Origin of the sequence: Pyxidicoccus sp. MSG2 (assembly GCF_026626705.1) — a bacterium.
In the GTDB taxonomy this organism is placed as follows: Bacteria; Myxococcota; Myxococcia; order Myxococcales; family Myxococcaceae; genus Myxococcus.
In genome coordinates this window covers 8751714-8773312 of the sequence record NZ_JAPNKC010000001.1, presented here as the reverse complement: position 1 = coordinate 8773312, position 21599 = coordinate 8751714, and the positions used below count along the sequence as shown (strand labels likewise).

Here is a 21599-nt window from a genome sequence, read left to right as displayed (position 1 = left end):
GAATCGAGGGTAGCATCGCGACCTGTCCCTCCCTTGTCTCTACTCTTGAGCCCTCCGTGAACAATGACAGCGTGCCCTCCGAGCCACGCGACGCGACCGCGCCTGAGCGGAAGTGGTCCCGCCGCCGCGTGTTGCATTGGTCGCTCGGGCTCGCTCCCATCCTCGCGGGTGGAGGCGTGGCCACCTTCAAGTGGCGCGAGCAGGCAAACGACGATGCCCGGGCCGCAGCACTCGTCGAACGGGCCGCCCCCTTCTGCTTCGCGAACGCTCCCGACGCTCGCAAGGAAGCAGCCGAGGCACTTCAGGCATCCCGGGGCTACGCCCCCGCCCTGCTGCTGCTCGCAGGCATCCACCTGGAAGAGCGCAACTGGGACGCGGCACGGAACGTCCTCGATGTTCCGAGGTTGAAAGGGACACCCGAAGCCAAGCTCCTGCTCGAGCTCACGGAACGCCGGCCCCAGGCTCCTGACTGGAGACATGCGTTCTTCGATTCATGGCTGGCGCTCGGCACGCCCGACTTCTCCAAGAGCCCGCTCCTTCCCGAGGCCATGGGCATGGAGTACCTGCTCGGCGTCCCCGAGCAAAACTGGGACCAGGCCAGCGACGAACAGCGCTTCGCGCTCGTGGCACTCGACGTCACGCTGAGCAAGCGCAGGGCGAACATCCTATGGCTCGTGAAGCAGATTGCCGCCACGACCTCCGTGCCGCTGTTGATGGCGCTCCTGGCCCAGCTCAGCGCGCCCGAGACTGACCCCGATATCGTGGCCCTCCTCCTCGACGACGTGGAGAAGCGGCTCCAGAAGGTCGCCGACGCTTCACCCCCGACGCAGCAACTCGCGTTGTTCTCGCTCCTGAAAGGCAGCACCGCCACCATGCCCTTCCAGCGCTCGGACCTGGAGGCACTCGAGCGGGTGTCTGCGATTCCCGCCTGGAAGCAACACTCGAATGGAGCCTTCTTCCAGGAGATGCGCTCCCTCTTCGACGGCCTGATTCTCGCGCCGGGCCATCACGCGTGGCGGCTCGTCATCCTGGCCCAGGGAATATCGCTCGGTCTCCTCCTCCACCAACGCGCCGACGTCACCAAGACGCACCTCTCCGAGGACGAACAGCGATGGATGGGAAGGATGCTCTGGGACATCGGCGCGCGCCTGCGCGAGCAGCGCTCGCGCCTGGAGATGAGCCGGGGAATGCGTCTGCAGAATTTCAGCTCCGAGCTGACGCACCATGTCCCGGACATGGAGAAGGCCGTCAACCGCTGGGTCGAGCTGGGCATCTGGGAGGAGGCCGTGCAGAAGGCGGCCTGCTATCGCTGGCCCCTACCTTCGTTGCAGGACGAGTGCTACGCGGCCCGGGCCCGCGACGAAGCCGCGTGGATGACGGCCTTCGCGGGCGTGGGCGAATTGCCCTGACACACGTCTCAGCCCCCGTCCTTCACCCCGCGCGGCGTGGGGTAGATGAGGCACAGCGTCTCGAACAGCGGCTCACCATTCGCCGTGTACACCGCACCGAGCGCCCTCACCGCCTGAGCCACCTCGGTGCCGAACGACGGCACGAGGCAGATGTCCTCCGACGTCTTGAAGCGCCGCTTCAGCAGTCCGAGCGCCCGGCGCAGCGTCGCCAGGTCCTGCCGCCCTCCACGCACCGGCACCGATGGGCCATTCGCATCCGGCCCGGGCAGCTTGCCCACGCTGGTCATCAGCTCGAAGCCATCCGAGCGCTGGATGATGCGCAGCTTCCCCGCCGCCACCTCCTCGAGCCACGCACGGAAGCCCGCCTCGTCGCGCAGCACCACGGGGTACGCCACCGGCCCGTCCGGGTGCTTCAGCCACACCGCCTTCGCCGAGTCCCGCAGCACCCTCAACAACTCGGACACCTGCACCAGGTACGTGTCCGCGTCCGGCACCAGCAACACCTCGCGGTCCTTCACCCGCTCCGCCAGGCGCGCGGCCTCCGCGGGACGCCCGGCCTCGAAGGACTCCTGCCCCAGCCGTACCTGCTCTCCCGCCAGCTCGAGTCGCAGCGCCTCCTCCGGCACGGCCTCACCGTAGACAGGCGCCAACTCCACGGACGGCGCGGACTCGTCCCGCGCCACGGCCCCCGCATCCCCGACGGGCGCCCCACTCCCCGAAGCGAGCGACGGCAGCGGCTCCGGCTTCAGGGACTGCAGCGGCTCGGCGGGCTTCTCGTCGCGGCAGCCCGTGCCCACCGCGACGAGCAGCATGGCACCGAGGACACGGACGAGCCCCACGGACCGCGGTGGAGATCCAACGCGCCGCCCGGGCAGCAACGCCCTCCGTGCCCATGCCCCGCTCGTCACGGAGGTGTCTGCTTCACGGTGGCGCCCGCGGGCGCGACGACGGGCACGGCCTTCGGGAACGCGTTGGCCACACAGGCGGCATCCGCCAGCCCGGCCCCCGCGGCGTGCGCGGCCGCATCCCCCGACTCCTTGAAGAGCACCATGTCCTTGAACCGCTTCGCGTCCTCGGTGCGCCCCGCGTCGCGGATGTAGATGGCCTTCACGCGTCCAGGGAACTCGTCGCGAATCTGCGCGTACACCTCCGGGTCCTTCTCCCCCGAGTCCCCCACCAGCACCACCGGCTGCGAGAACTGCTGGAGCAGGCGGCGGATGGCGGGCTGCTTGTACCCGGACAGCGTCCCCGGGCCGAGGTCCCTCAGGTACAGCCCGAAGCCCGCCGGAAAGCCATGGCGCGACAGAAAGGTCCGGATGCGCGGCAGGTACTGCACGGGCGAGCCACTCACCAGGGCGAAGGCCGGCGCCGACGTGCTCTTGAGGCACCCGTAGAACGCCGCCATGCCCGGCACCACCGCCTGCGTGTCCGAGTCCTTCAGCAACGCCGACTCCACCAGCTTCACCGGGCTCGTCACGTTCGTCACCGCCACGGTGTCGTCGAAGTCGGAGACCACCAGCAGCGGCGCCGTATCCGGGATGACCTCCACCGGCGCCTTCGCCGCCGCCCCCGGCACCTTCGCCTCCGCCTCGCCCGTCCCCACCGCGAAGCGCTGGCCCTCCAGCGGCCGCAGGTTCACCTCGAAGCCGCCGTCATGGCCGCTTTTCACCGTCGCCACCACGCCCTGGAAGGACACCTCGACCCGGGCGCCCTCCCAGTTGGCTGCTGTCAGCCGTCTCACATTCCGAGACAACGCGGTGCTCCCCTCAGCAGGTGCCTCTTTCAACACCCGGCCCTGGAGGAGTACCCCCTCCGGCCTCCCAATCGTGGGAGCCAAAAGGACCGCCGGCTCCGCCGACGCGGAGGTGGATGTAGCGAGGAGTACGACCAGCCCTAAAGGGCAGATAAGCGGTTTCAACGGAATTTTCCTATTACAGTGTTGGCCATACCCCATGATAGCGTGCCGCGAGACTCCGCGACGGCAGCGTGGAGGGCAGATGCAGGTGCTACGGCCCGGTACGCCCGAAGGAGCCGGAACGAACGTGCAGCAGCCTTCCGAAGGGCTCCATTTCGGCAAGTACAAGCTGCTCGAGCGCATCGCGACGGGCGGGATGGCGGAGATCTACCGCGCCCGGATGACCGCCGTGGCGGGCGTCACCAAGCCCGTGGTCATCAAGAAAATCCTCCCCGGCTACGCGGGCAACACCGCCTTCGTGTCCATGTTCGTCAACGAGGCGCGCATCGCCGCGGGGCTGAGCCACGGCAACATCGCCCAGGTCTTCGACTTCGGCGAGGTGGACGGCCAGTACTTCATCGCCATGGAGTTCGTGGACGGCCAGCCGCTGTCGCGCGTGCTCCGGCGCGCGAGGGAGAAGGGGCTGTACACCCTGCCGCAGCCCCTGGCGCTGCTCATCGCGGTGGAGGTGCTGGAGGGACTGGCCTACGCGCACACCCGCCTGGACGAGCGCGGGCGCCCGCTCCACATCGTCCACCGGGACGTCAGCCCGCAGAACGTGCTCCTCGGCTACGAGGGCCAGGTGAAGCTGGTGGACTTCGGCATCGCGAAGGCCCGGCTCGCCGGCCGCAACGAGGCCGAGGACGGCGAGGTCATGGGCAAGTACGCCTACTTCGCCCCGGAGCAGGCCCGCGGCCGTGAGCTGGACGCGCGCACGGACGTCTTCGCCGCCGGCGTCGTCCTCTACGAGATGCTGTGCGGCCGGCTCCCCTTCGAGGGGAAGATGACGGACGTGCTGCGCAAGGTCGCCATGGGCGACTTCCCGCGCCCCAGGGACCTCAACCCGGACCTGCCTCCCGCGCTGGAGCGCATCCTCCTCACCGCCCTGGCCGTGGAGCGTGAGCAGCGCTACCCCACCGCCGAGGCCTTCGCGGAGGCCCTCACCCGCTACCTCCACACCGCCGCGCCGGACGTCTCTCCCCGGGCCCGGGCCCACTTCATGGGCTTCCTCTTCGAGGCCGAGCTGGTGGAGGACGGCCGCCCGGTGCTGCTGCCGCGCGAGTTCCTGGCGCAGCTGACCCGCTGGACGCAGGGCCCCGCCGAGCGCCGCGGCTCGCGCGAGCCCGCCTACCTGCGCGAGGCGCCCCCGCTCCCCGAGGCGCCGGGCACGGGCGACCGCACCACCCAGCCCATCACCCTGGGGCCCCCCTCCGCGCAGGACGCGCGCGAGCCCGGCCCCACCACGCAGCCCATCAGCCTGGACCCGGCCCCCTCCGAGCACTCCGTCTACGCCACCGGGCGCATCCCCCTCGCGCTCGTCCCCAACGGGGGCCCCGCGCCGGAAAAGGCCCTGGCGCCGTCCCCGTCGAGGGGCCCCGGCCTGCCGCGCGGCGTGGTGCTGGGGGCGCCGGTGGCCCTGGTCCTGGTCGCCATGGCGGTGATGATTCAGATGGGCAACACGGGCACCTTCTCGGTGGAGCTGAGCTCCACGCCGCCGGGCGCCACCATCCGCGTGGACGGCCGCCCCCTGGCCTCGCGCACCCCCGCCCTCATCACCCACCTGCCCGCCGACGGCGAGCACCTCCTGGAGGTGCACGTGACGGGCATGGTGCCGTGGAGCCAGATGGTGCGAGCCGAGCGCGGCACCACCCTGGCCGTCCATGCCCGCCTCCGCCCGAGGGCGCAGGGAGGGACGGCGTCGAAGTCCGTCCGCGCCCCGCCGCCGCAGGAGGCCACCATGCCCGTGAGTCGGGTCACCCTGTCCGCCGTGGGACACGCCTTCCGCGTCCCCTTCGAGTCCGCGGCGGAGGTGAAGCTGAACCCGGCGCGGACCTACGCCGTGCGCGTGGAGGGGCGCCTGTCCACGGGCGGCCCCGCGACGGTGGAGCAGGCCGGCTACTTCCTGGAGGGCACCGAGCAGCTCCCCGCGCACGAGTCCTTCGGCCTCGTCGGCCCCGAGGAGCGGCTGGTGCACAACGCCTCCATGCTCTACGTCTTCCTGCTGGACGCGCGGAAGGAGGACAACCATGGCTCCCTCCAGGTGCGGGTGCGCGAGCGGGACAGCGGCACCGTCACCATCGTCCGGCTGGATGCGCGCACGCACGCCCTGAAGCTGTCGCGCACGGACCGCTTCCTGCTGCGCCAGTTGGACCCGGACACCACCTATGAAGTGGTGCTGCGCGACAGCCCCGAGCCCGCGCGCACCCGGGGCTACGAGGGCGGCCCGGTGGGCCGGGTGCTCGGCCTCCACGGCACGGGCGAAGGCCCCGAGTCCGCCCCCGGCGTCCTGGAGTTGCTGGAGGTGGGGCAGCCGGTGCGCCTGCGGGGAGCGTCCTGGCTCCAGTTGGCCTTCCCGGACGACCACCTGGCCGACAACACGGGCACCCTGCTCCTGGAGGTGTCCCCCGTGGTGCCGCCCGCCCGTCCGCCTCCCGTGCGGGCGCCGGGGCGCATGTTCGACACCCCCACGCGCTAGCCCCTGGCGCTACAGCGGTGCAGCGACGTGTTGCAGAAAAATTGATCATCCGGGGCCGCCCCCTACCCTGGGCGCCCTGGAGGCATCACCATGAAGAAACTGGTGGCAGTGCTCGTGTTCGGGGTGGCGGTGACGGGGACGCTCGGGCTGTCCGTGCGCGTGGACGCGCAGCCGGGGAGCGTGGGGCTGGAGCCGACGGAGGCCCAGGTGGAGGCGGCGCTGGACGCGCGGCAGAAGGAGCTGTTGGGCGCCCTGCTGCGGGCCCAGGTGACGGACGCACGGACGGCGGCACTTCACCGGTAAACTCGTAGCGTCCGGCGCGGCTCGGTGCTAAGCCCGGGCCTCCGCTGACGTTTACCTCGCCCGTGAGGGGGACATGCCTGAAGGGTCCGCGTCACTCCAGCTCGCGGTCGGCGACCGGGTCGTCTATCCGAACCAGGGGGTCTGCCGCGTCACCGCCATCGACGTGAAGGAGGTGGCCGGTCAGAAGCTCACCTTCGTCACGATGCGCCGCGAAGAAGACGGCGCGGTCGTCATGGTGCCATCCAACAAGGTGGTCGCCATCGGCGTGCGCAAGGTCGCCACCGCCGAGGATGTGGAGAGCATCTTCGAGTTCCTGCGTTCGGACAGCGACAAGGCCGACCTGGACTGGAAGCAGCGCGCCCGCACCAACCTGGACCGGATGACCCAGGGCGGAATCCTGGGACTGGCCGAGGTGGTGAAGGGCCTCCAGGTCCTCAGCGAACTGCGCCCCCTGCCGACCAAGGAGCGTGAGCTCTACGACAACGCCCGGCACCTGCTGGTGATGGAGGTCGCCGCCGCGCTCGGCTGCGCCGAGGTCAACGCCGAGGACTCCATCGACGTCGTCCTCTTCCCGCCCGGCCGCGAGCGCCCCAAGCGCACCGCCGCCGAGTTCGCCCGCGACGACGAGGACCTGGGCCTCGACGGCGACCTGCTGGGCCTGGATGGCGACCTCGACCTGCCGTCGGACGAGGAACCGCCCGCCGAGCCCGCCGAGGAGGAGTCCTCCGAGGAAGGCGAGGAGGGCGAGGCCGCCGAGTCGACCGAGGAGGCCGCCCCCAAGAAGCGGGGCCGCCCGCCCAAGGCGAAGCCCGAGGCCACCGAGGGTGGCGAGGCTGCCGCGCCCAAGAAGCGCGGCCGTCCGCCCAAGCCCAAGCCGGAGGCCACCGCCGCCGCCGGAGCCGAAGCTCCCGCGCCCAAGAAGCGCGGCCGTCCGCCCAAGCCCAAGCCGCCCGAGGCGGAAGGGGCTGCTCCCGCGGCGCCGAAGAAGCGTGGCCGCCCGCCCAAGGCGAAGCCGTCCGAGGGCGAGGACTGATAACCGACGGGCCCATCCGGGGCGGGTGCGCACAGGCCGCCCCGCCCACCGAGAGGGCCCTCCCGCCGAGGTGACGCACCGTGATTCGCGTCTGGACGCTGGACTCCTTCGACGACAAGCAGCTCGCGAAGTTCAACCGCACGCTCTACACGGCGTTCGGCGTGGGCAGCGAGCACTCCGGCAGCGCCGAAGTGCCCGCCGGCATGCCCGAGCCGCTGGATGCGGAGAAGCTGCTCCAGGAGGTGAAGGGCATCCGTTCGTACAAGGATGACAAGGTGCTGCTGCTCACCACGCGCAAGCTGAAGGAGCGCGAGCTGCCCAGCGGCGTGGCGCCGACGTCCGGCTTCGCGTGGCACGGCAAGGACCGCGCGGTCCTCAGCATCGCCCCCTACAAGGACCTGGAGACCGGCTTCAAGCCCGTGGCCCGCCACGCGCTCCACCAGCTGGGACACCTCTGGGAGCTGCACCACTGCCTGGACCCGCGGTGCTCGATGTACCCGCCCTGGACGCCGTCGTTCACCCAGGGCGAGCCCATCTTCTGCACCTTCTGCCGGGAAAAGAGCGAGCAGAAGATCCGCCTTGCGAAGTCCTAGCTTCCCGCGCGCACTGCCCCTCGTGGAGCTGGGGGGCCTGGTGCTCGTCGCGCTCCTCTGCCTCGTCTTCCACCTGCGGCTGCCGGGGCACCTTCCCTCGGAAGGTGACTACCGCGCGGTGACGGAGCGCCTGAAGGCCGAGGCCCGCCCCGGCGACGCGGTGCTCCTCTTCCCCTGGTGGACGGAGCGCGCCCGCCTCTTCGTCCCGCCCGAAGTCCCGGTGTACGGCTACCTGGGCTCGGACCGGGACGACCTCTCCGCGCACCCGCGCATCTGGGTGCTGGGGCAGCCGGAGCTGCCACGCTCGGACGAGGACGACTTCCTCGCCGCCTTCCTGCCCGAGCGCCGCGCGGTGGGCACGCCGGTGCACGAAGGGCCCCTGTCGCTGGCGCTCTACGAGAATGGCCGCTACCGGCCGCGCCGCTTCACGGCCACGGACGCGATTGCGAAGGCCCGCGTGTACCTGGAAGCGCCGGACGGCACGCGCCGCGACTGTCCCTTCGACGGGCAGGCGCACCGCTGCCCCGGCCCCAACTACCTGTACGTCGCGCCGGAGTGGCACGAGCTGTTCTACGAGCCGCGCCGCTGCCTGTGGATGCACGCGCCCGGCGGCCCGCAGCGACTGGTCGCGGAGTTCGACGGCATCCCCGGCGGCGTGGGCCTGCGCCTGGAGGGCGGCATCATCTGGGAGCAGGCGCACCTCAAGGACGCGCGGCTCACCCCGGCGTACCTGGGCGTGGATGATGCGCGGAGCGGCGTGCGGCTCCTGGAGGTGGTGGTGCCGCCGGGCCTGGAGGGCGTGCAGAAGGCCGAGGTCCGTCTGCCCGAGGGCGAGCCGCGCACGGTGAAGGTCTGGGTGCAGTCGGACAACGCGGACCGGCGGCAGGTGTGCCTGGACGTGCTCGCGGTGGAGCCCGCGGTGGGGGTGCGGGGATGATGGGCCGGGCTCCCACGCGCGACGAGAAGCGGCTGGCCTGGGCGCTGTGGGTGCTGGCCTTCGTGGCGCTGCTCCTGACGGAGTCCGCGGTGGGCTTCACGCGCGACGAGAGCGTCTACTTCGCGGCGGCGGAGGGCTACGCGAGCTGGTTCCGGCTGCTCTTCCAGTCCCCGGCGCGGGCCTTCACGGACGACGCCATCGTCCGCGCGTGGGACTACAACCACGAGCACCCGGCGCTGATGAAGACGCTGTTCGGGTTGAGCCACCTGCTCTTCCACGACGCGCTCGGGTGGACGCGCTCGGCCACGGCCTTCCGGCTGCCGGCCTTCGCCATCGCCGCGCTGATTCCGGCGCTGAGCTTCCTCTTCGGCAGCGCGCTGTACGGGCGCACCGCGGGGCTGTTCGCCGCGCTCGCCTTCATGCTGGTGCCGCGGCAGTACTTCAACAGTGAGCTGGCGTGCTTCGACGTGCCGGTGGCGGCCATGTGGCTGCTCGTCGTGTACTGCTTCTGGCGCGCGCTGGAGGACATGAAGTGGGGCGTGTGGTGCGGCGTGGCCTTCGGCCTGGCCATCGCCACCAAGCACAACGCGCTCTTCATCCCCTTCGTGCTGACGCCCTTCGCGCTGTGGCGCGCGTGGACGGCGAGCGCGGGCAAGCCCGAAGCGCGCACCTGGCTCGTGCGCTTCGTGGGGCTGTTCGCGGCGGTGGCCGTGCTCTACGGGTGGCTGCTGGTGTCGCTGGGCGGGGGCGAGGCCTTCCAGAAGAAGTTCCTGCTGCTCAGCCCGCACACGCTGCTCTTCGTCGGGCTGGCGGCCGGCGGTGCCTGGGTGCTGAACGGTCTGAAGAAGGTGGACGGGCCGGTGACGCGCGCGCTGGTGCCGGTGCTGTCCATGGCGGTGCTGGGCCCGGTCATCTTCTACCTCCACTGGCCGTACCTCTGGCATGAGCCGGTGGAGCGCACGGCGTGGTACCTGGCCTTCCACGCGAAGCACAACCACTACGCCTGGTTCTATCTGGGGACGCTGCTGCGCGAGCCACCCTTCCCGCTCAGCTACGTGGTGGTGAAGACGGCGCTGACGGTGCCCACCAGCCTCTTCGTGCCCATGGTGACGGGACTGGGGGCGCTGGCGGCGCGCGCGGTGCTGGGGCTCTTCGCGCGGACGCGAGCGTGGGTGGCACGGCCGGTGACGCTGACCGAGGCGCTCGTCGGTGTGAATGCGGTGACGTCCATCCTCATCATCAGCCACCCGCAGGTGCCGCACTTCGGCGGGGTGAAGCACTGGTTCCCGTCCATGGTGTTCCTGGGCATCCTCGCGGGCGCGGCGGTGACGCGCGGCTGCGCGGCGCTGTGGGACGTGCTCAAGACGAAGCGCCCCTCACTGCCCTTCGCGGTGGTGGCGGCGCCGGTGTTCGTCGTGCTGCTGGCGCCGGCGCTGGTGTACTCGGCGCGCGTGTTTCCGTACGGGACGGCGGCGTACTCGGAGCTGGCGGGTGGGTTGCCGGGCGCGGCCACGCTGGGCATGCAGCGGCAGTTCTGGTCCAGCCACGTGACGGGCGTGCTGCCGTGGATCAACGAGCACGCGAAGCCGGGGGCGCGGCTGTTCCTGCACGAGGTGCACAACGGCTCGTTCCGCGACTACCAGCGCAACGGCATGCTGCGGAACGACCTGCGCGCGGTGGGCAGCCCCTTCGACGCGGACATCGTCGCGTACCAGTACCACCAGGAGTTCCGTGAGCAGGAGTTCCAAACCTGGCAGGCCTTCGGCACGCGCACGCCGGTGACGGGGCTGTACCTGGACGAAACGCCGCAGGTCATCGTCTACGTCCGGCCCGAGAGGCGGTAGCCACTACGCCGCTTCGCTCGGCGACAGGCCTGGCGGCACCTGGGCGGGCGCTTCCGCGCGGGCCCGAGCGCCCCTCCAGCGGGCGAGACCCACCACGGCCAGTCCGAGAATCACGATGCTGACGGCGGACGCCTCCAGGCCGTAGTCGCCTCCCGTCAACCAGACGGGCCGGCCGTGGAACACCGGCGTCCACAGTCCCCGCGAAGCACTCCCGCTCACACCGAAGCCCAGGCTGCCCAGCATCCAGTTCCACCCGAGGTGCACGCCGACCGGAAGTGCCAGGCTGCCCGTGCGCAGGTAGCAGAAGCCCAGCAGCCAGCCCGCCAGGAAGATGTTGAGCATCGCCACGGCCACGGCGCTTCCCGCCATGTCCGGACCGAACGGGTGCGCGAGGGCGAAAATCGTCGCGAACAGGAACTGGGTCCAGTGCGGCCCCATGCCTCGGATGGCCCGCTGGAATGCATAGCCGTGGAACAACGTTTCCTCGAAGAGCGCGACGGCCAGCATCGTCCAGGCGCTCTTCACGAGCCCCAGGGCCGCACCCTCCGGTGCCCGCACCCAGTGGAAACCGTCGAGCAGCCAGACGGCAAAGGCCACCCACATCACCAGGATGGACCCGCCGGCCACGCCGAGCGCGAAATCACGACCCGCGCGCCGATGGAGTTCGAAGCCTTGCGCGGCCAGTGACGTGCGCTCCAGCCGCGCGAAGAACCACGAGGGGATGAGCGCGCCCAGGAACGCGAGGAACGGCTCCGGAGCGAAGGGCCGCACGGCGTCCGGCAACGCCCTGCGCAGGAAGATGAGGCCCATCACGAAGAGGGCCGTCACTGCGAAATAGCCCAGCACCTTCCAGCCATTGCGCACGCGGTTCTCGGCATTGATGAAGAGGGACCTCATGGCGACTCACTCCGATGCGGGTGCCCGTCGCGGGCCGTGTTCATCCGTACGGCGGATGCGCGTCCGTCATTTCGAGAGATTCAACAGCGCTTTTATATAAGCACTTATATTAACCACCAAGGGCTTCTGGACGGCTGCCGGAGGAAAGCCCGCTTCACTATGCTCGGGCCGGAATGGGTCCTCTCATCCTCGCTGGCGCCAGCGTCCTGCTCGCCCTGGGCCTCACCGTGCTGCGCCACTGGCGGGGCCGCCGGTGGCTGCGGTGGACGTGCGGGCTGGTGCTGCTGGTTCCGGCCATCGCCGGCTGTGTCAGCGGCGGGTACTGGACCTGGTTCACACACCGAGGTCCCCCGGAGCCCGCGCACGAGGTGTGGTTCGAGGGCGTCGAGTACACGCGCGAGGTGCGTGTGTCCCCGCGAGCGATGGTGGCCCACGTCGTCCGCGTGGACCTGGAGGCGCCGGGCATCGACTTCCTCGTGACACCGGCGGAGCCCTCCGACGCGGGAGATGTGCGTGCGGACACGGTGAGCGGGTTCGCGGCGCGGCATGGCGTGCAGGTCGCCATCAACGCCAACTTCTTCTTCCCCTTCCGCGCCAACCACCCGCTCGACTACGCGCCCCGGACGGGAGAGCCGGTGCACGTCGTGGGGCTCGCGGCCTCGCGCGGCGTGCTCTACGGCGAGGGGGCGAAGGGCACCGTCACCCTCAACCTGTCACGCGAGCGGCGCGCCCACTTCGGCCCGCCGCCCGCGGAGGTCTGGCACGCCATCTCCGGGCTGGGCTACGTCGTTCGTGACGGGCGGCGGACGTCGCTCGAAGGCACGCCCGTCGGAGATGCGCCCTACCCGCGCACGGCCATCGGCCTCGACGTCACTGGACGCTATCTGCTGCTGGCGGTGGTGGACGGCAAGCAGCGCGGCTACAGCCAGGGTGCCACGCTGACGGAAGTCGCCGACCTGATGCTGAAGCACGGCGCGCATGCGGCCATCCAGTTGGATGGCGGCGGGTCCGCCACGCTCGTGCGGAGCAGCGCCTCCGGGCACGTCCAGCACATCAACGCCACGAGCAACTTCCGCCTGCCCTGGTGGGAGCGGCCCGTGGCCAATCACCTCGGCATCATCGCCCGGCCGCTGGGGCCTTGATTCGCCCCCCACCACGACGGCGCTCACGCGGCGCGGTGGAAGCGCGCGCCTTCCGGGCGGGGAGCGGACGCCCGGAGTCCTTCGCCCCGGCCTTGCCACCCACCACCGTGAGGCGCCTGGTTTTTGCGGGACGACTCGCCCAGGCCAGCGGCACGGGCAGGAAATACAGCAGGAAGATGTCCACGACGGAGTCCTCGGTGAGCGCGCGGAAGCTCAACACCGCTAGGGGGTGGCACGTGTCACTTCGGCCTCGTCACGGATGACGATGGCGACCAGCCGGCGGACGTGCTCGCGGACGTCCCTGGGCCACGGCTGGGTGAGCTCGTCGAAGCGCTCCGGGTTCCGGGCGTAGAAGGCGCGCGACGCCTCCTCGAAGCCGGGAAGGTCTCCGGCCACGGCGAGCATGAAGCGGCCCGCGGCCTCCTGTGACTTCCGGGCCCGCTCGCGGCCCTGCCCGCCGCGCATCTCGTTCTCGACGAGCTTGCGCAGCGCCGCGGACGCGCCGCTCGGCTGAGCGTTGAGCCACTCCCAGTGGCGGGGCAGCAGGGAGACCTCACGGGAGATGACGCCCAGCTTCGGCCGCCCCGGCCCGCTCCTCCGCGGCTCCTCCGTGTCCTCACTGGAGGCAGCGGCCCGTGCGCGCCGCGCTTCGAGCCCGCGCAGCACGTCCTCTCGAGTCCCGCGCAGGTCCGGGTGGACGGGCAGGCCCGTCGCGTCCTCGTAGATGACGACCGGCACCGTCTCTCCACCGTCGACCCACGCCTTCACCTTCAGCGCGACCGCCTCCAACCCTCCCGAGGCGATGCAGCGCGGCCCCGCGAACGCCGTGTACCCGCCCTCTTCCCCCGCTGACTTCGCCTGACGCACGTGTCCTCCTCGCTTCGACGCGCGGGTTATTACCCGGGTAATATTCATCCGTCAATATCACCCGGGTAAAAACACCCGGAGCGCGGGCAGGCGGGCATCGCCCGGGGCGTCCGACATACCTGACACAAGGCTGTCATCCCCGAGGCCCAAGGTAGCGCCGCGCCCTCGAAAGGGAGCGCCCACCCAAGCCCGGTACGAGGCCGACATGCTCTCCTTCTTCTTCCCGCTCCTGCCGCTCGGATTCCCCACCGGTGTCGCTCCCCGGGGTTCCAGCGCGGCGCGCTCCGTGGCATCGGTGGGAGGCGCGAGGATGATCATGCCCACCCGAAAGCCCGTGGCCGCGGTCGCCCGTCGCGGAGGAAGCCGCCCGTCGCAGGTGCTTGGCCAGCGAGCCCTCAACCGCGCCATGCTCGAGCGGCAGTTGTTGCTCCGCCGCTCCAAGCTGCCGGTGCTGAAGGCCGTGGAGCACCTCGTGGGGCTCCAGGCCCAGGCGCCGAACGCGCCGTACTACGGCCTGTGGACGCGGCTGCAGGGCTTCCGCCAGGAGGATTTGTCCGCGCTGCTCATCGACCGGCAGGTGGTGCGCCTCGTGCTGATGCGCGGGACGCTGCACCTCGCCACGGGCCGCGACGCGCGGATGCTGCGGCCGCTGGTGCAGCCCATGCTGGAGCGGGTCCTCAAGACGGGCAGCGCGCATGCCCGGAAGCTCACGGGCCTGGACCTCGAGGCACTCGTGGCGGCGGGGCGGGCGCACGTCGATGAGCAGCCGCTCACGTACACGGAACTCGGCGCACGGCTCGCGGAGCGCTGGCCGGACCGTGCCCCCACGGCCCTCGCACAGGCCATCCGCCTCCTGGCACCGCTGATACAGGTACCACCGCGTGGCGTCTGGGGTTCTGCTGGACAGGCCCGCTGCACCACCATCGAGTCCTGGCTCGGGCAGCCCCTCGACGCCACCCCTTCCGTGGATGAAATGGTGCTGCGCTACCTCGCCGCCTTCGGCCCGGCGTCCGTCATGGACGTGCAGGCGTGGTCGGGGCTCACCCGGCTGGGCGAGGTGGTCGAGCGGCTGAGGCCCGGTCTGCGCACCTTCCGCGACGAGCAGGGCCGCGAGCTGTTCGATGTGCCGGATGCGCCGAGGCCCGACCCGGAGACGCCCGCTCCGGTGCGCTTCCTGCCCGAGTTCGACAACCTGCTCCTGTCCCACGCGGACCGCACGCGCGTCATCTCCGACGAGGACCGCAAGCGCACCATCACCCCGAATGGCCTGGTGCCCGGCTCCCTGCTCGTGGATGGCTTCTTCCGCGGCACCTGGAAGCTCCAGCAGGGCCGAGGCACCGCCACCCTGCTCATCGAGCCCTTCAAGCGGCTGTCGCCCCGCGAGCGCGAGGAGGTGACGGACGAAGGCGAGAAGCTGCTCACCTTCGCCGCCGCCGACGCGTCGCGCCGCGACCTCCAGTTCATCCGGCCGAAGTAGCGGGTGCGCGAGCTTCAGTCGTCGACGTCCGGGAAGCACGCCACTGGCAGGGCCCAGGGCTCGCGGCCGCGCACACCATCATCCGCCGTGAAGAAGACCCATTTGCCCACTCGCGTGAAGCCGTAGGGGTAGGAACTCGCGGTGCCCTCGTAGAGGTCCGCCATCCGCGTCCCCGCCGTGGTGCCGTCGGTCCACCACAGCTCGTCGCCGTGAACGGGCTCGATGGCGTTGAACACGAGCCCGCTTCCCACGACAAAGGGCGTGTTCGGGTCGCCAGGGAAGGCGTTCTCGGGGCCGGGGTTGATGTCCTTCACCAGCACCGTGCCCTCGGCCGTGCCGTCCGTCTTCCACAGCTCGCGGCCGTACACGCCGTCGTCGGCGGCGAAGTACAGCGTCCGACCGATGACGGCGGAGCCGAAGAGCAGCGGAAGGCCGCCGAAGCCGCCCTTGATGAGGGCCGCGTCCCATTGGCCACATCCGCCCCTCCGCTCCAGCCGCCACAGGGTGTTGATGCCACCGTTGTAGCCGTTGACGATGGGCGTGCCGTCCAGGTCGATGAAGCTGCGGACGTCCGTGCCTTCGAGGCCCGGAGTGAGGTCCGCCACGAAGGTGGGAGGCTGGCACCCGCAGTCGTGCGCCCCCGCCGCGTCACGGGCCGAAGCCGTGTCCGCCACGGACTCCGCTTCGCTCGGGAGAACCTCCTCGGCCTCGCGCGCACGGGCGTCATCTCCGGCGACTTCCGCGACCCCACAAGCGGCCAGCAACGCGGTGGCCCCGCACAGTGACAGCCAGGTGTTTCGCTGCTTCATCGTGCCCCCTCCTCACCGCAATGGGTTCGCGGCGGCGCCAAATGTGACGAGCCCTCCCGGCCCACCCAGCGCACCCGGGGTGCCACGTCGCGTCGCACAGCGCACGCGCACCGTGCCCTTTCGACTTCACGAGCGCCGGGCAGGACCTGTCGCTCGAGGGTCATCCAGGCCACGACGCGCGGCGACAACCCGCTCGTCCTCCGCGAGGGGCGTATACAGTTGGCCTGCCCCCGCAGGAGTCCGCCCATGTCCCCGCCCCCTCCCTCCGACGACATCGACCCCCGAGCGCTCGCGGCCACCCGCGAGGCCTTCAACCTCGCTCGCCAGGGCAACACCGACACCCTCCGCCAGATGCTCGACGCGGGGCTGTCGGTGAACCTCACCAACGAGGAAGGCAACACGCTCCTGATGCTCGCCGCGTACTCGGGTCAGGCCGACGTCGCGAAGCTGCTGCTGTCGCGCGGCGCGGATGCCACGCGCGCCAACGACAAGGGACAGACGCCGCTGGCCGGCGCCGCCTTCAAGGGCGACGTGCGCATGGTGGAGCTGCTGCTCGACGGCGGCGCTCCCGTGGACGGGGCCGGGCCGGACGGGCGCACCGCACTCATGTTCGCGGCCATGTTCGACCGGCTCGAAGTGCTGGAGCTGCTCCTCTCGCGCGGCGCGGACCCCGAGCGTCAGGACGCCAGCGGCAACACCGCGCTGATTGCGGCGGTGATGATGGGCGCGCCGCGCGCGGTCGCCCGGCTCGACGCGCTCGCGAAGTAGTGGGGGCGAAGCGGACCCGATTGACACCCGGGGTCTTCCTCGCATTCCATGAGAACATGCGAAACAACTTTTCCTTGATTTGCACCTTTGCCTTGGCCTCCGCCGCGTGCGGTGGCCAGGAGGCAGTCGACAGCGCGGTGTCCGGCGAGGGCCTCGCCGCGCAGCAGCAGGCGGCGTACTCGGGCGTGAACGGCACGTACTGTCTGGAGAGCCCGTACAACTGCAAGCTGCAGGACCCGGGTGGCAACCGCGTTCCCACCAATGACCCGGCCGACGACAACTGGGGCCTGGTGACGGGCGTCCCCATCCGCGACGGCAACGGCACGGTGGTGGGCACCAACACCCGCACCAGCTCCGCGTTCAACTACGGCCAGACGCGCACCTTCGCGGGCGAACTGCACGCCTTCGCGGTGTCCACCTCCAACTCCAGCGCGGGCTGGCTGCCGATGTCGGCCATCCTCGGCCGCACGTCCTTCGAGCAGAAGGTGGGCCACGTCTCGGCGCTGGGCTCGGGCCTGACGAAGATGGCCTGCTACGCCGTGCGCAACTGGCATGACCCGGCGCTCGAGGTGAAGAAGGTGGTCTACGACACCACGTCGGCCAACGAGCGCGCGGGCGACTACCTGCCGCTGGTGCGCGCCAACGGGCTGCGCTCGGTCAACCTCATCTTCAACGTGCCGGGCATGGCCCTGGGCGGCCCCGCGGTGGACCACTTCCCCGCGGGCACGAAGTTCCAGCGCCTGGACGTGCCCACCGACAACGGCGCGCCGTCCATCGACATCCCGCTGTGGGTGAAGGACAGCGCGGGCCGCTACCGCACGCAGTCGGGGACGATGAAGTTCATCTACGGCTACGTCATCGCCGCCACCACCGGCACCAAGCGCAACGGGTGGATGGCCTACGACGCGCTCGAGGTCAGCTCCGGCTGCCCGTGAGCCCCTGAAGCACCGACCCCGCCCGGGCGTGACACCCCGGGCGGACTCCGTGCGCGATGCGGCCCCGCACAGGGCCGCGTCCCGGAGGCCTCCACGGCGACGATGACGCGAAGCGGCACCCTGGCGTGGATGACGGCACGGACATCTCCAGCCACCTGGGACACGATGCACCCCATGCGCCCTTCCCTGCTGCTGTGCTCCCTCCTGCTGTGCCTCGGCTGTGCGCGCTCGGTGGAGCCCATGAGCCGGCCAGACGACGCGGCGTCACCGGAGAATGGTGGCCCTGCACCCTCGGCGCACGCGGAAGGTCCGGATGCGACGCCCACCGCGAGCGGCGGCACCTCGGCGACCATGCCCACGGACGGCGGCCCCACGGGCCCGTCGCCCACCGCGCAGGCGGCCCAATGTCGGAGCGACGCGGACTGCGCCATCACCCTGGTGCCCGAGGGCGAGTGCTGCGCCCGGCTGTGCACCGGCCGCGCGGTGACGGTGGCGGAGGACCAGGCCATCGACGTGCGCGAGCGCGAGTGCCGGGAGCGTGGGGAGCGCTGCATCATTCCCCCGTGTGCTCCCCCCCGGACTCGCCCGGTGGCGGTGTGCACAAGCGGTCGTTGTGGTGTCCGGGAAGTGCCACGCGAGCTGCCATGACCTCCCCGAAGTCCCATGCCCCGAAGTAGGCTTGCCGCGCAGACGGTGGTTCTTCCACGCCCCTCGGGAGGGACACATGAAGCGCTGGAGTGCGGTGCTGGTGGTGTCGACAGTGTTGGCGCTGTGTGGGAGCTGTGACGGGAAGAAGGCGGACAGGCCCGCTCGCGCGCAGTTGCGGAAGACGGGTGCGGCCACGGTGGAGGTCATCCCCTCGGAGGGACAGCTCCCCTATTGCATGCTCTACACGGTGTCGGAGAAAGGCATCATCCGTCAGCTCACGCTGACGCGGGAGAACCGGTCCATCCGGTGTGACCCGAACAAGCCCGTGGCCAACACGAGCTTCCGCATCCCCGTCCAGGAGGGGAAGGTGCGGATGTACATCTTCTTCTCCGATGACCGCATCCCCGCGGGCCCGGTGGCACAGCAGCTCTATGACTTGCGCGGCCAGGAGCGCATCAACGCCATGGACCTGCGCCTGCCCGGGCGCGTGTTCGTGGAGATTCTGGAGTTCAGCCCCGAGGAGTCCGCCCCCCCCGTGACGGGTGCGGTGGTGGGCTCGCACGGCGAGGTGGATGCCGGCACTCCCAACGGCAATGGCAACGGCACGGGCGGCGCCCCGGTGCTCCCGGATGGCGGCACCGTGGGTGGGCCGGGCGATTCGGAAGAGGCGCCCTGAAACACCCGGGGGAGGCACTCCGCCTCCCCCGGTCCGAGGTCCACGAGGCTTCCGTCAGTACGCCTCGCGGGCCATGGCCAGCAGGTCGGCCTCGGTCACCTTGCGCGGGTTGCTCAGGTGCGAGGCGTCCTGGAAGGCCTTGTCCGCGATTCTCGGCAGGTCCTTCTCCTGCACGCCCGCGTCACGCAGCCGCGAGGGGATGCCAATGGCCGCGTTGAGCCGGCGAACCCTGTCGATGGCGTTGCTCGCGAGCACCTCCTCGCGCGCATTGGACGTGTCACCCATGGCCTGCGCCACCCGGGCCAGCCGCGCCGTGCACACCGCGCGGTTGAACTCCATCACCACGGGCAGGACGATGGCGTTGGACAGGCCGTGGTGCACGCCGGAGATGGGCGTGAGCGCGTGCGCCAGCGCGTGGCAGGCGCCCAGGCCCTTCTGGAAGGCCATGGCGCCCTCCATCGCCGCCACCATCATGTCCGTGCGCGCGGCCAGGTTGCTGCCCTCCTTCACCGCCGTCACCAGCGAGCGGCCCACGCGGTGGATGCCATCGATGGCCACCGCGTCCGCCAGCGGGTGGAAGCCATTGGCCAGGTACGCCTCCAGGCAGTGCGTGAAGGCGTCCATGCCCGTGGCCGCGGTGACGCCGGGAGGCAGGCCCAGTGTCAGCTCCGGGTCGCAGATGGCCGCGCGTGGCAGCAGGTGCGGGCTGAAGATGACCGTCTTGCGGCCGGTGTCCTCCAGCGTCACCACGCCCGAACGCCCCACCTCCGAGCCCGTGCCCGCGGTGGTCGGAATCGCGATGAGCGGCGGCAAATCATCGCGCACGTACTGGTCGCCGCCCTTCGCGTCGTCGTAGCGACTGAGCGGCGGCTCGTGCGTGGTGAGCAACTGCACCAGCTTGCCCGCATCCAGCGCGCTGCCGCCGCCGAGGGCGACGATGCCGTCACAGCCGGCCTTGCGGTACGCCTCCAGGCCGGCGAAGACGTCGCGCTCGGTGGGGTTGGGCTCCACGCGGTCGAAGACGGCGCACTCCAGGCCCGCGCTCTTCATGACTTCGAGCACGCGCGCGGCGAGCCCCGCCTTCACCACGCCCGCGTCCGTCACCAGCAGCGGGCGCTTCATCTTCAGTCGCTGCGCCTGGGCGGGGAGCCGCTGCAGGGCGCCCGCGCCGAAGACGATGCGCGTGGGCCATGCCATCTCCGTGACACGGGGCTCGGTGGGGATGTCGAACGGCTTCATGACTGCTTCCTCCGTCGTGCTCATCAGATGAGCTCCAGGTAGCGCTCCAGCTCCCAGTTGGTGACGGCGCGCTCGTACTGGCGCACCTCCCACTCGCGCGTGCGCACGAAGTGGTCCACGAAGCCCTCGCCCAGAATCTCCCGCGCGCGCTCGCTGTTCTTGAGCAGCGCCACCGCGTCCCTCAGGTTGCGGGGAAGGGGCCGGGCGTCGGCCTCCGCATACGCATTGCTGTTGCAGGCCGCGGGCGGCTCCACCTTGTTCTGGATGCCCCACAGGCCCGCGGCCAGGCTCACCGCCATGCCGATGTACGCGTTCATGTCCGCGGCGAGCTGCCGGTACTCAATCCGCATCGCCTTGGCGTTCTCACCGATGACGCGGATGGCGGTGGTGCGGTTCTCCAGGCCCCACGTCGCGGTGGTGGGCGCCCACGTGTTCTCCACGCTGCGCTTGTAGCTGTTGATGGTGGGCCAGTAGAGCGCCGTCAACTCCGGCATCAGCTCGAGCTGCCCGCCGATGTAGTGCCGCATCATCCGGCTCATGCCGTGCGGCGAGCCCTCCTCGTGGAAGAGGTTCTTCTCCCCCTTCAAGTCCCACAGCGACTGGTGCACGTGCCCCGAGCAGCCCGGCAGCTTCGCGTTCACCTTCGCCATGAAGCACGCGGTGAGGCCGTGGCGGGCACAGATTTCCTTCACCACCGTCTTGAAGAGCGCGGCCTTGTCGGCGGACTTCTCGATGTCGTCGTAACGGATGGCGGCCTCGTAGACGCCCGGGCCCGTCTCCGTGTGGAAGCCCTCGATGTTGAGCCCGAAGCCGTTGCACCCGTCGATGAGCGCGTGCACCAGCGGCGCGTTCTGCGAGGTGCGCAGCCACGAGTAGCCGAACATGCCCGGCGTCAGCGGCGTCAGCGACTGGAAGCCCTTCTCCCTCAGGCTCTGCGGCTGTTCCTTGAAGATGAAGAACTCGTACTCGGCGCCGAAACGGGGCAGATAGCCCAGCTCCCTCGCGCGCGCCGAAATCTTCTGCAGCAGTTGGCGTGGGCTGGCCTCGAAGGGAGAGCCGTCCGCATTGACGAAGTCCAGCAGGAAGGCCGCGGTGTCAGGCTCCCACGGGATGATGCGCCCGGTGGAGGTGTCCACCTTCGCGTGCGCGTCCGGGTAGCCGGTGTGCCAGCCCGTCACCTGGGTGTTGTCGAGCAGCTCGTCGCCCATGTCCCAGCCGAAGACGACGTCGCAGAAGCCCAGCCCGCCCTTGGCGGCGCTGAGGAACTTCTCCAGGGAGATGTACTTGCCGCGCCAGATGCCGTCGATGTCGACCGCGCCCACCTTCACCTTCTTCACACCCCTCTCGTCCAGCCAGCGGCGCAGCGTGTCCGTCCCGTTGCCTTCGCGGGAGATGCTGCCGCGAGTGGGCTCGCGTTCCTTGGTGCGGGCCCTCCGGGCCATGGCAGGATGCGTGAGGACCTTCGCCTTGGGACGCGTCGGCATGGATTCATTCCTTCCAGCCACCGTGCCGGGTGGCCTCGTCGAGCGGACTGTCGATGTGCAACGTGAGGGCGGGAAGCCGAGGAGTGAGCGAGCAAGCGTCCATCATCG

At 70.6% G+C, this 21599-nt stretch carries 20 protein-coding genes; 13 read left to right on the top strand and 7 right to left on the bottom strand.

Annotated elements, in window-relative coordinates; translation table 11 throughout:
* Positions 1 to 56: 56 nt before the first annotated feature.
* The gene (locus OV427_RS34385) at positions 57 to 1409 is read left to right on the top strand and encodes a hypothetical protein (RefSeq protein WP_267860443.1); all 1353 of its coding nucleotides are present in this window, start codon (positions 57 to 59) and stop codon (positions 1407 to 1409) included.
* 8 nt (positions 1410 to 1417) lie between these two features.
* On the opposite strand, the gene OV427_RS34380 is transcribed toward OV427_RS34385, so the two are convergent.
* Complete coding sequence (locus OV427_RS34380; RefSeq protein ID WP_267863521.1) at positions 1418 to 2221, bottom strand: hypothetical protein; 804 nt, start codon at positions 2219 to 2221, stop codon at positions 1418 to 1420.
* Positions 2222 to 2313: 92 nt separating this feature from the next.
* The gene (locus tag OV427_RS34375) at positions 2314 to 3162 is read right to left on the bottom strand and encodes a phosphatidate phosphatase App1 family protein (RefSeq protein WP_267860442.1); all 849 of its coding nucleotides are present in this window, start codon (positions 3160 to 3162) and stop codon (positions 2314 to 2316) included.
* Between the two features lie 289 nt (positions 3163 to 3451).
* Here OV427_RS34375 and OV427_RS34370 point away from each other — a divergent pair, with 289 nt between their 5' ends.
* The 6 genes from OV427_RS34370 to OV427_RS34345 all read left to right on the top strand — a co-directional run bounded on the left by OV427_RS34370 (position 3452) and on the right by OV427_RS34345 (position 10549).
* Positions 3452 to 5839 (top strand): serine/threonine-protein kinase, encoded by a 2388-nt coding sequence (locus OV427_RS34370; RefSeq protein WP_267860441.1) that lies wholly within the window; start codon positions 3452 to 3454, stop codon positions 5837 to 5839.
* Positions 5840 to 5929: 90 nt separating this feature from the next.
* Positions 5930 to 6142, top strand: coding sequence for a hypothetical protein (locus OV427_RS34365; protein WP_267860440.1), 213 nt, complete (start codon positions 5930 to 5932; stop codon positions 6140 to 6142).
* A gap of 73 nt (positions 6143 to 6215) precedes the next feature.
* Positions 6216 to 7175 carry a CarD family transcriptional regulator gene (locus OV427_RS34360; RefSeq protein ID WP_267860439.1) on the top strand — a complete coding sequence of 320 codons (960 nt, stop codon included), beginning with the start codon at positions 6216 to 6218 and terminating at the stop codon, positions 7173 to 7175.
* Positions 7176 to 7255: 80 nt separating this feature from the next.
* Positions 7256 to 7768, top strand: coding sequence for a hypothetical protein (locus OV427_RS34355; protein ID WP_267860438.1), 513 nt, complete (start codon positions 7256 to 7258; stop codon positions 7766 to 7768).
* On the top strand, positions 7755 to 8705 hold the full coding sequence (locus tag OV427_RS34350) for a hypothetical protein (RefSeq protein WP_267860437.1): 951 nt from the start codon (positions 7755 to 7757) through the stop codon (positions 8703 to 8705). Before OV427_RS34355 ends, OV427_RS34350 begins: the two co-directional genes overlap by 14 nt.
* Positions 8702 to 10549: an ArnT family glycosyltransferase gene (locus tag OV427_RS34345; RefSeq protein ID WP_267860436.1), complete on the top strand. Its 1848-nt coding sequence runs from the start codon at positions 8702 to 8704 to the stop codon at positions 10547 to 10549. The genes OV427_RS34350 and OV427_RS34345 overlap by 4 nt, the downstream gene beginning before the upstream one ends.
* Before the next feature lie 3 nt (positions 10550 to 10552).
* Here the strand turns inward: OV427_RS34345 and OV427_RS34340 are convergent, their stop codons facing one another.
* Positions 10553 to 11446 carry a CPBP family intramembrane glutamic endopeptidase gene (locus OV427_RS34340; protein ID WP_267860435.1) on the bottom strand — a complete coding sequence of 298 codons (894 nt, stop codon included), beginning with the start codon at positions 11444 to 11446 and terminating at the stop codon, positions 10553 to 10555.
* Positions 11447 to 11619: 173 nt separating this feature from the next.
* On the opposite strand from OV427_RS34340, the gene OV427_RS34335 reads away from it, so the two are divergent.
* On the top strand, positions 11620 to 12588 hold the full coding sequence (locus OV427_RS34335; protein ID WP_267860434.1) for a phosphodiester glycosidase family protein: 969 nt from the start codon (positions 11620 to 11622) through the stop codon (positions 12586 to 12588).
* Positions 12589 to 12810: 222 nt separating this feature from the next.
* On the opposite strand, the gene OV427_RS34330 is transcribed toward OV427_RS34335, so the two are convergent.
* Positions 12811 to 13455, bottom strand: coding sequence for a DUF2239 family protein (locus tag OV427_RS34330; RefSeq protein WP_267860433.1), 645 nt, complete (start codon positions 13453 to 13455; stop codon positions 12811 to 12813).
* A 205-nt stretch (positions 13456 to 13660) separates the two neighbouring features.
* Here OV427_RS34330 and OV427_RS34325 point away from each other — a divergent pair, with 205 nt between their 5' ends.
* Positions 13661 to 14932, top strand: coding sequence for a winged helix DNA-binding domain-containing protein (locus tag OV427_RS34325; RefSeq protein ID WP_267860432.1), 1272 nt, complete (start codon positions 13661 to 13663; stop codon positions 14930 to 14932).
* A 14-nt stretch (positions 14933 to 14946) separates the two neighbouring features.
* On the opposite strand, the gene OV427_RS34320 is transcribed toward OV427_RS34325, so the two are convergent.
* A complete protein-coding gene (locus OV427_RS34320; protein WP_267860431.1) occupies positions 14947 to 15741 on the bottom strand; it encodes an ELWxxDGT repeat protein in 795 nt (264 codons plus the stop codon).
* Between the two features lie 246 nt (positions 15742 to 15987).
* On the opposite strand from OV427_RS34320, the gene OV427_RS34315 reads away from it, so the two are divergent.
* From OV427_RS34315 to OV427_RS34300, 4 genes are all read left to right on the top strand, one after another.
* On the top strand, positions 15988 to 16509 hold the full coding sequence (locus OV427_RS34315) for an ankyrin repeat domain-containing protein (RefSeq protein ID WP_267860430.1): 522 nt from the start codon (positions 15988 to 15990) through the stop codon (positions 16507 to 16509).
* A 92-nt stretch (positions 16510 to 16601) separates the two neighbouring features.
* Entirely contained in the window at positions 16602 to 17444 is an 843-nt protein-coding gene (locus tag OV427_RS34310; protein ID WP_420718301.1) for a hypothetical protein, read from the top strand.
* Between the two features lie 174 nt (positions 17445 to 17618).
* Entirely contained in the window at positions 17619 to 18092 is a 474-nt protein-coding gene (locus OV427_RS34305; RefSeq protein WP_267860428.1) for a hypothetical protein, read from the top strand.
* Between the two features lie 76 nt (positions 18093 to 18168).
* The gene (locus tag OV427_RS34300; RefSeq protein ID WP_267860427.1) at positions 18169 to 18768 is read left to right on the top strand and encodes a hypothetical protein; all 600 of its coding nucleotides are present in this window, start codon (positions 18169 to 18171) and stop codon (positions 18766 to 18768) included.
* Positions 18769 to 18822: 54 nt separating this feature from the next.
* On the opposite strand, the gene OV427_RS34295 is transcribed toward OV427_RS34300, so the two are convergent.
* Positions 18823 to 20007: an iron-containing alcohol dehydrogenase gene (locus tag OV427_RS34295; RefSeq protein ID WP_267860426.1), complete on the bottom strand. Its 1185-nt coding sequence runs from the start codon at positions 20005 to 20007 to the stop codon at positions 18823 to 18825.
* 23 nt (positions 20008 to 20030) lie between these two features.
* Positions 20031 to 21491 carry a glutamine synthetase family protein gene (locus OV427_RS34290; RefSeq protein WP_267860425.1) on the bottom strand — a complete coding sequence of 487 codons (1461 nt, stop codon included), beginning with the start codon at positions 21489 to 21491 and terminating at the stop codon, positions 20031 to 20033.
* Positions 21492 to 21599: the final 108 nt, after the last annotated feature.

Excerpts from the sequence above, each read along its gene's own strand:
- OV427_RS34380 (WP_267863521.1), bottom strand. The coding sequence starts at position 2,221 with ATGCTGCTCGTCGCGGTGGGCACGGGCTGCCGCGACGAGAAGCCCGCC.
- OV427_RS34365 (WP_267860440.1), top strand. The coding sequence starts at position 5,930 with ATGAAGAAACTGGTGGCAGTGCTCGTGTTCGGGGTGGCGGTGACGGGG.
- OV427_RS34360 (WP_267860439.1), top strand. The coding sequence starts at position 6,216 with ATGCCTGAAGGGTCCGCGTCACTCCAGCTCGCGGTCGGCGACCGGGTC.
- OV427_RS34345 (WP_267860436.1), top strand. The coding sequence starts at position 8,702 with ATGATGGGCCGGGCTCCCACGCGCGACGAGAAGCGGCTGGCCTGGGCG.
- OV427_RS34340 (WP_267860435.1), bottom strand. The coding sequence starts at position 11,446 with ATGAGGTCCCTCTTCATCAATGCCGAGAACCGCGTGCGCAATGGCTGG.
- OV427_RS34335 (WP_267860434.1), top strand. The coding sequence starts at position 11,620 with ATGGGTCCTCTCATCCTCGCTGGCGCCAGCGTCCTGCTCGCCCTGGGC.
- OV427_RS34325 (WP_267860432.1), top strand. The coding sequence starts at position 13,661 with ATGCTCTCCTTCTTCTTCCCGCTCCTGCCGCTCGGATTCCCCACCGGT.
- OV427_RS34320 (WP_267860431.1), bottom strand. The coding sequence starts at position 15,741 with ATGAAGCAGCGAAACACCTGGCTGTCACTGTGCGGGGCCACCGCGTTG.
- OV427_RS34315 (WP_267860430.1), top strand. The coding sequence starts at position 15,988 with ATGTCCCCGCCCCCTCCCTCCGACGACATCGACCCCCGAGCGCTCGCG.
- OV427_RS34305 (WP_267860428.1), top strand. The coding sequence starts at position 17,619 with ATGCGCCCTTCCCTGCTGCTGTGCTCCCTCCTGCTGTGCCTCGGCTGT.
- OV427_RS34300 (WP_267860427.1), top strand. The coding sequence starts at position 18,169 with ATGAAGCGCTGGAGTGCGGTGCTGGTGGTGTCGACAGTGTTGGCGCTG.
- OV427_RS34295 (WP_267860426.1), bottom strand. The coding sequence starts at position 20,007 with ATGAAGCCGTTCGACATCCCCACCGAGCCCCGTGTCACGGAGATGGCA.
- OV427_RS34290 (WP_267860425.1), bottom strand. The coding sequence starts at position 21,491 with ATGCCGACGCGTCCCAAGGCGAAGGTCCTCACGCATCCTGCCATGGCC.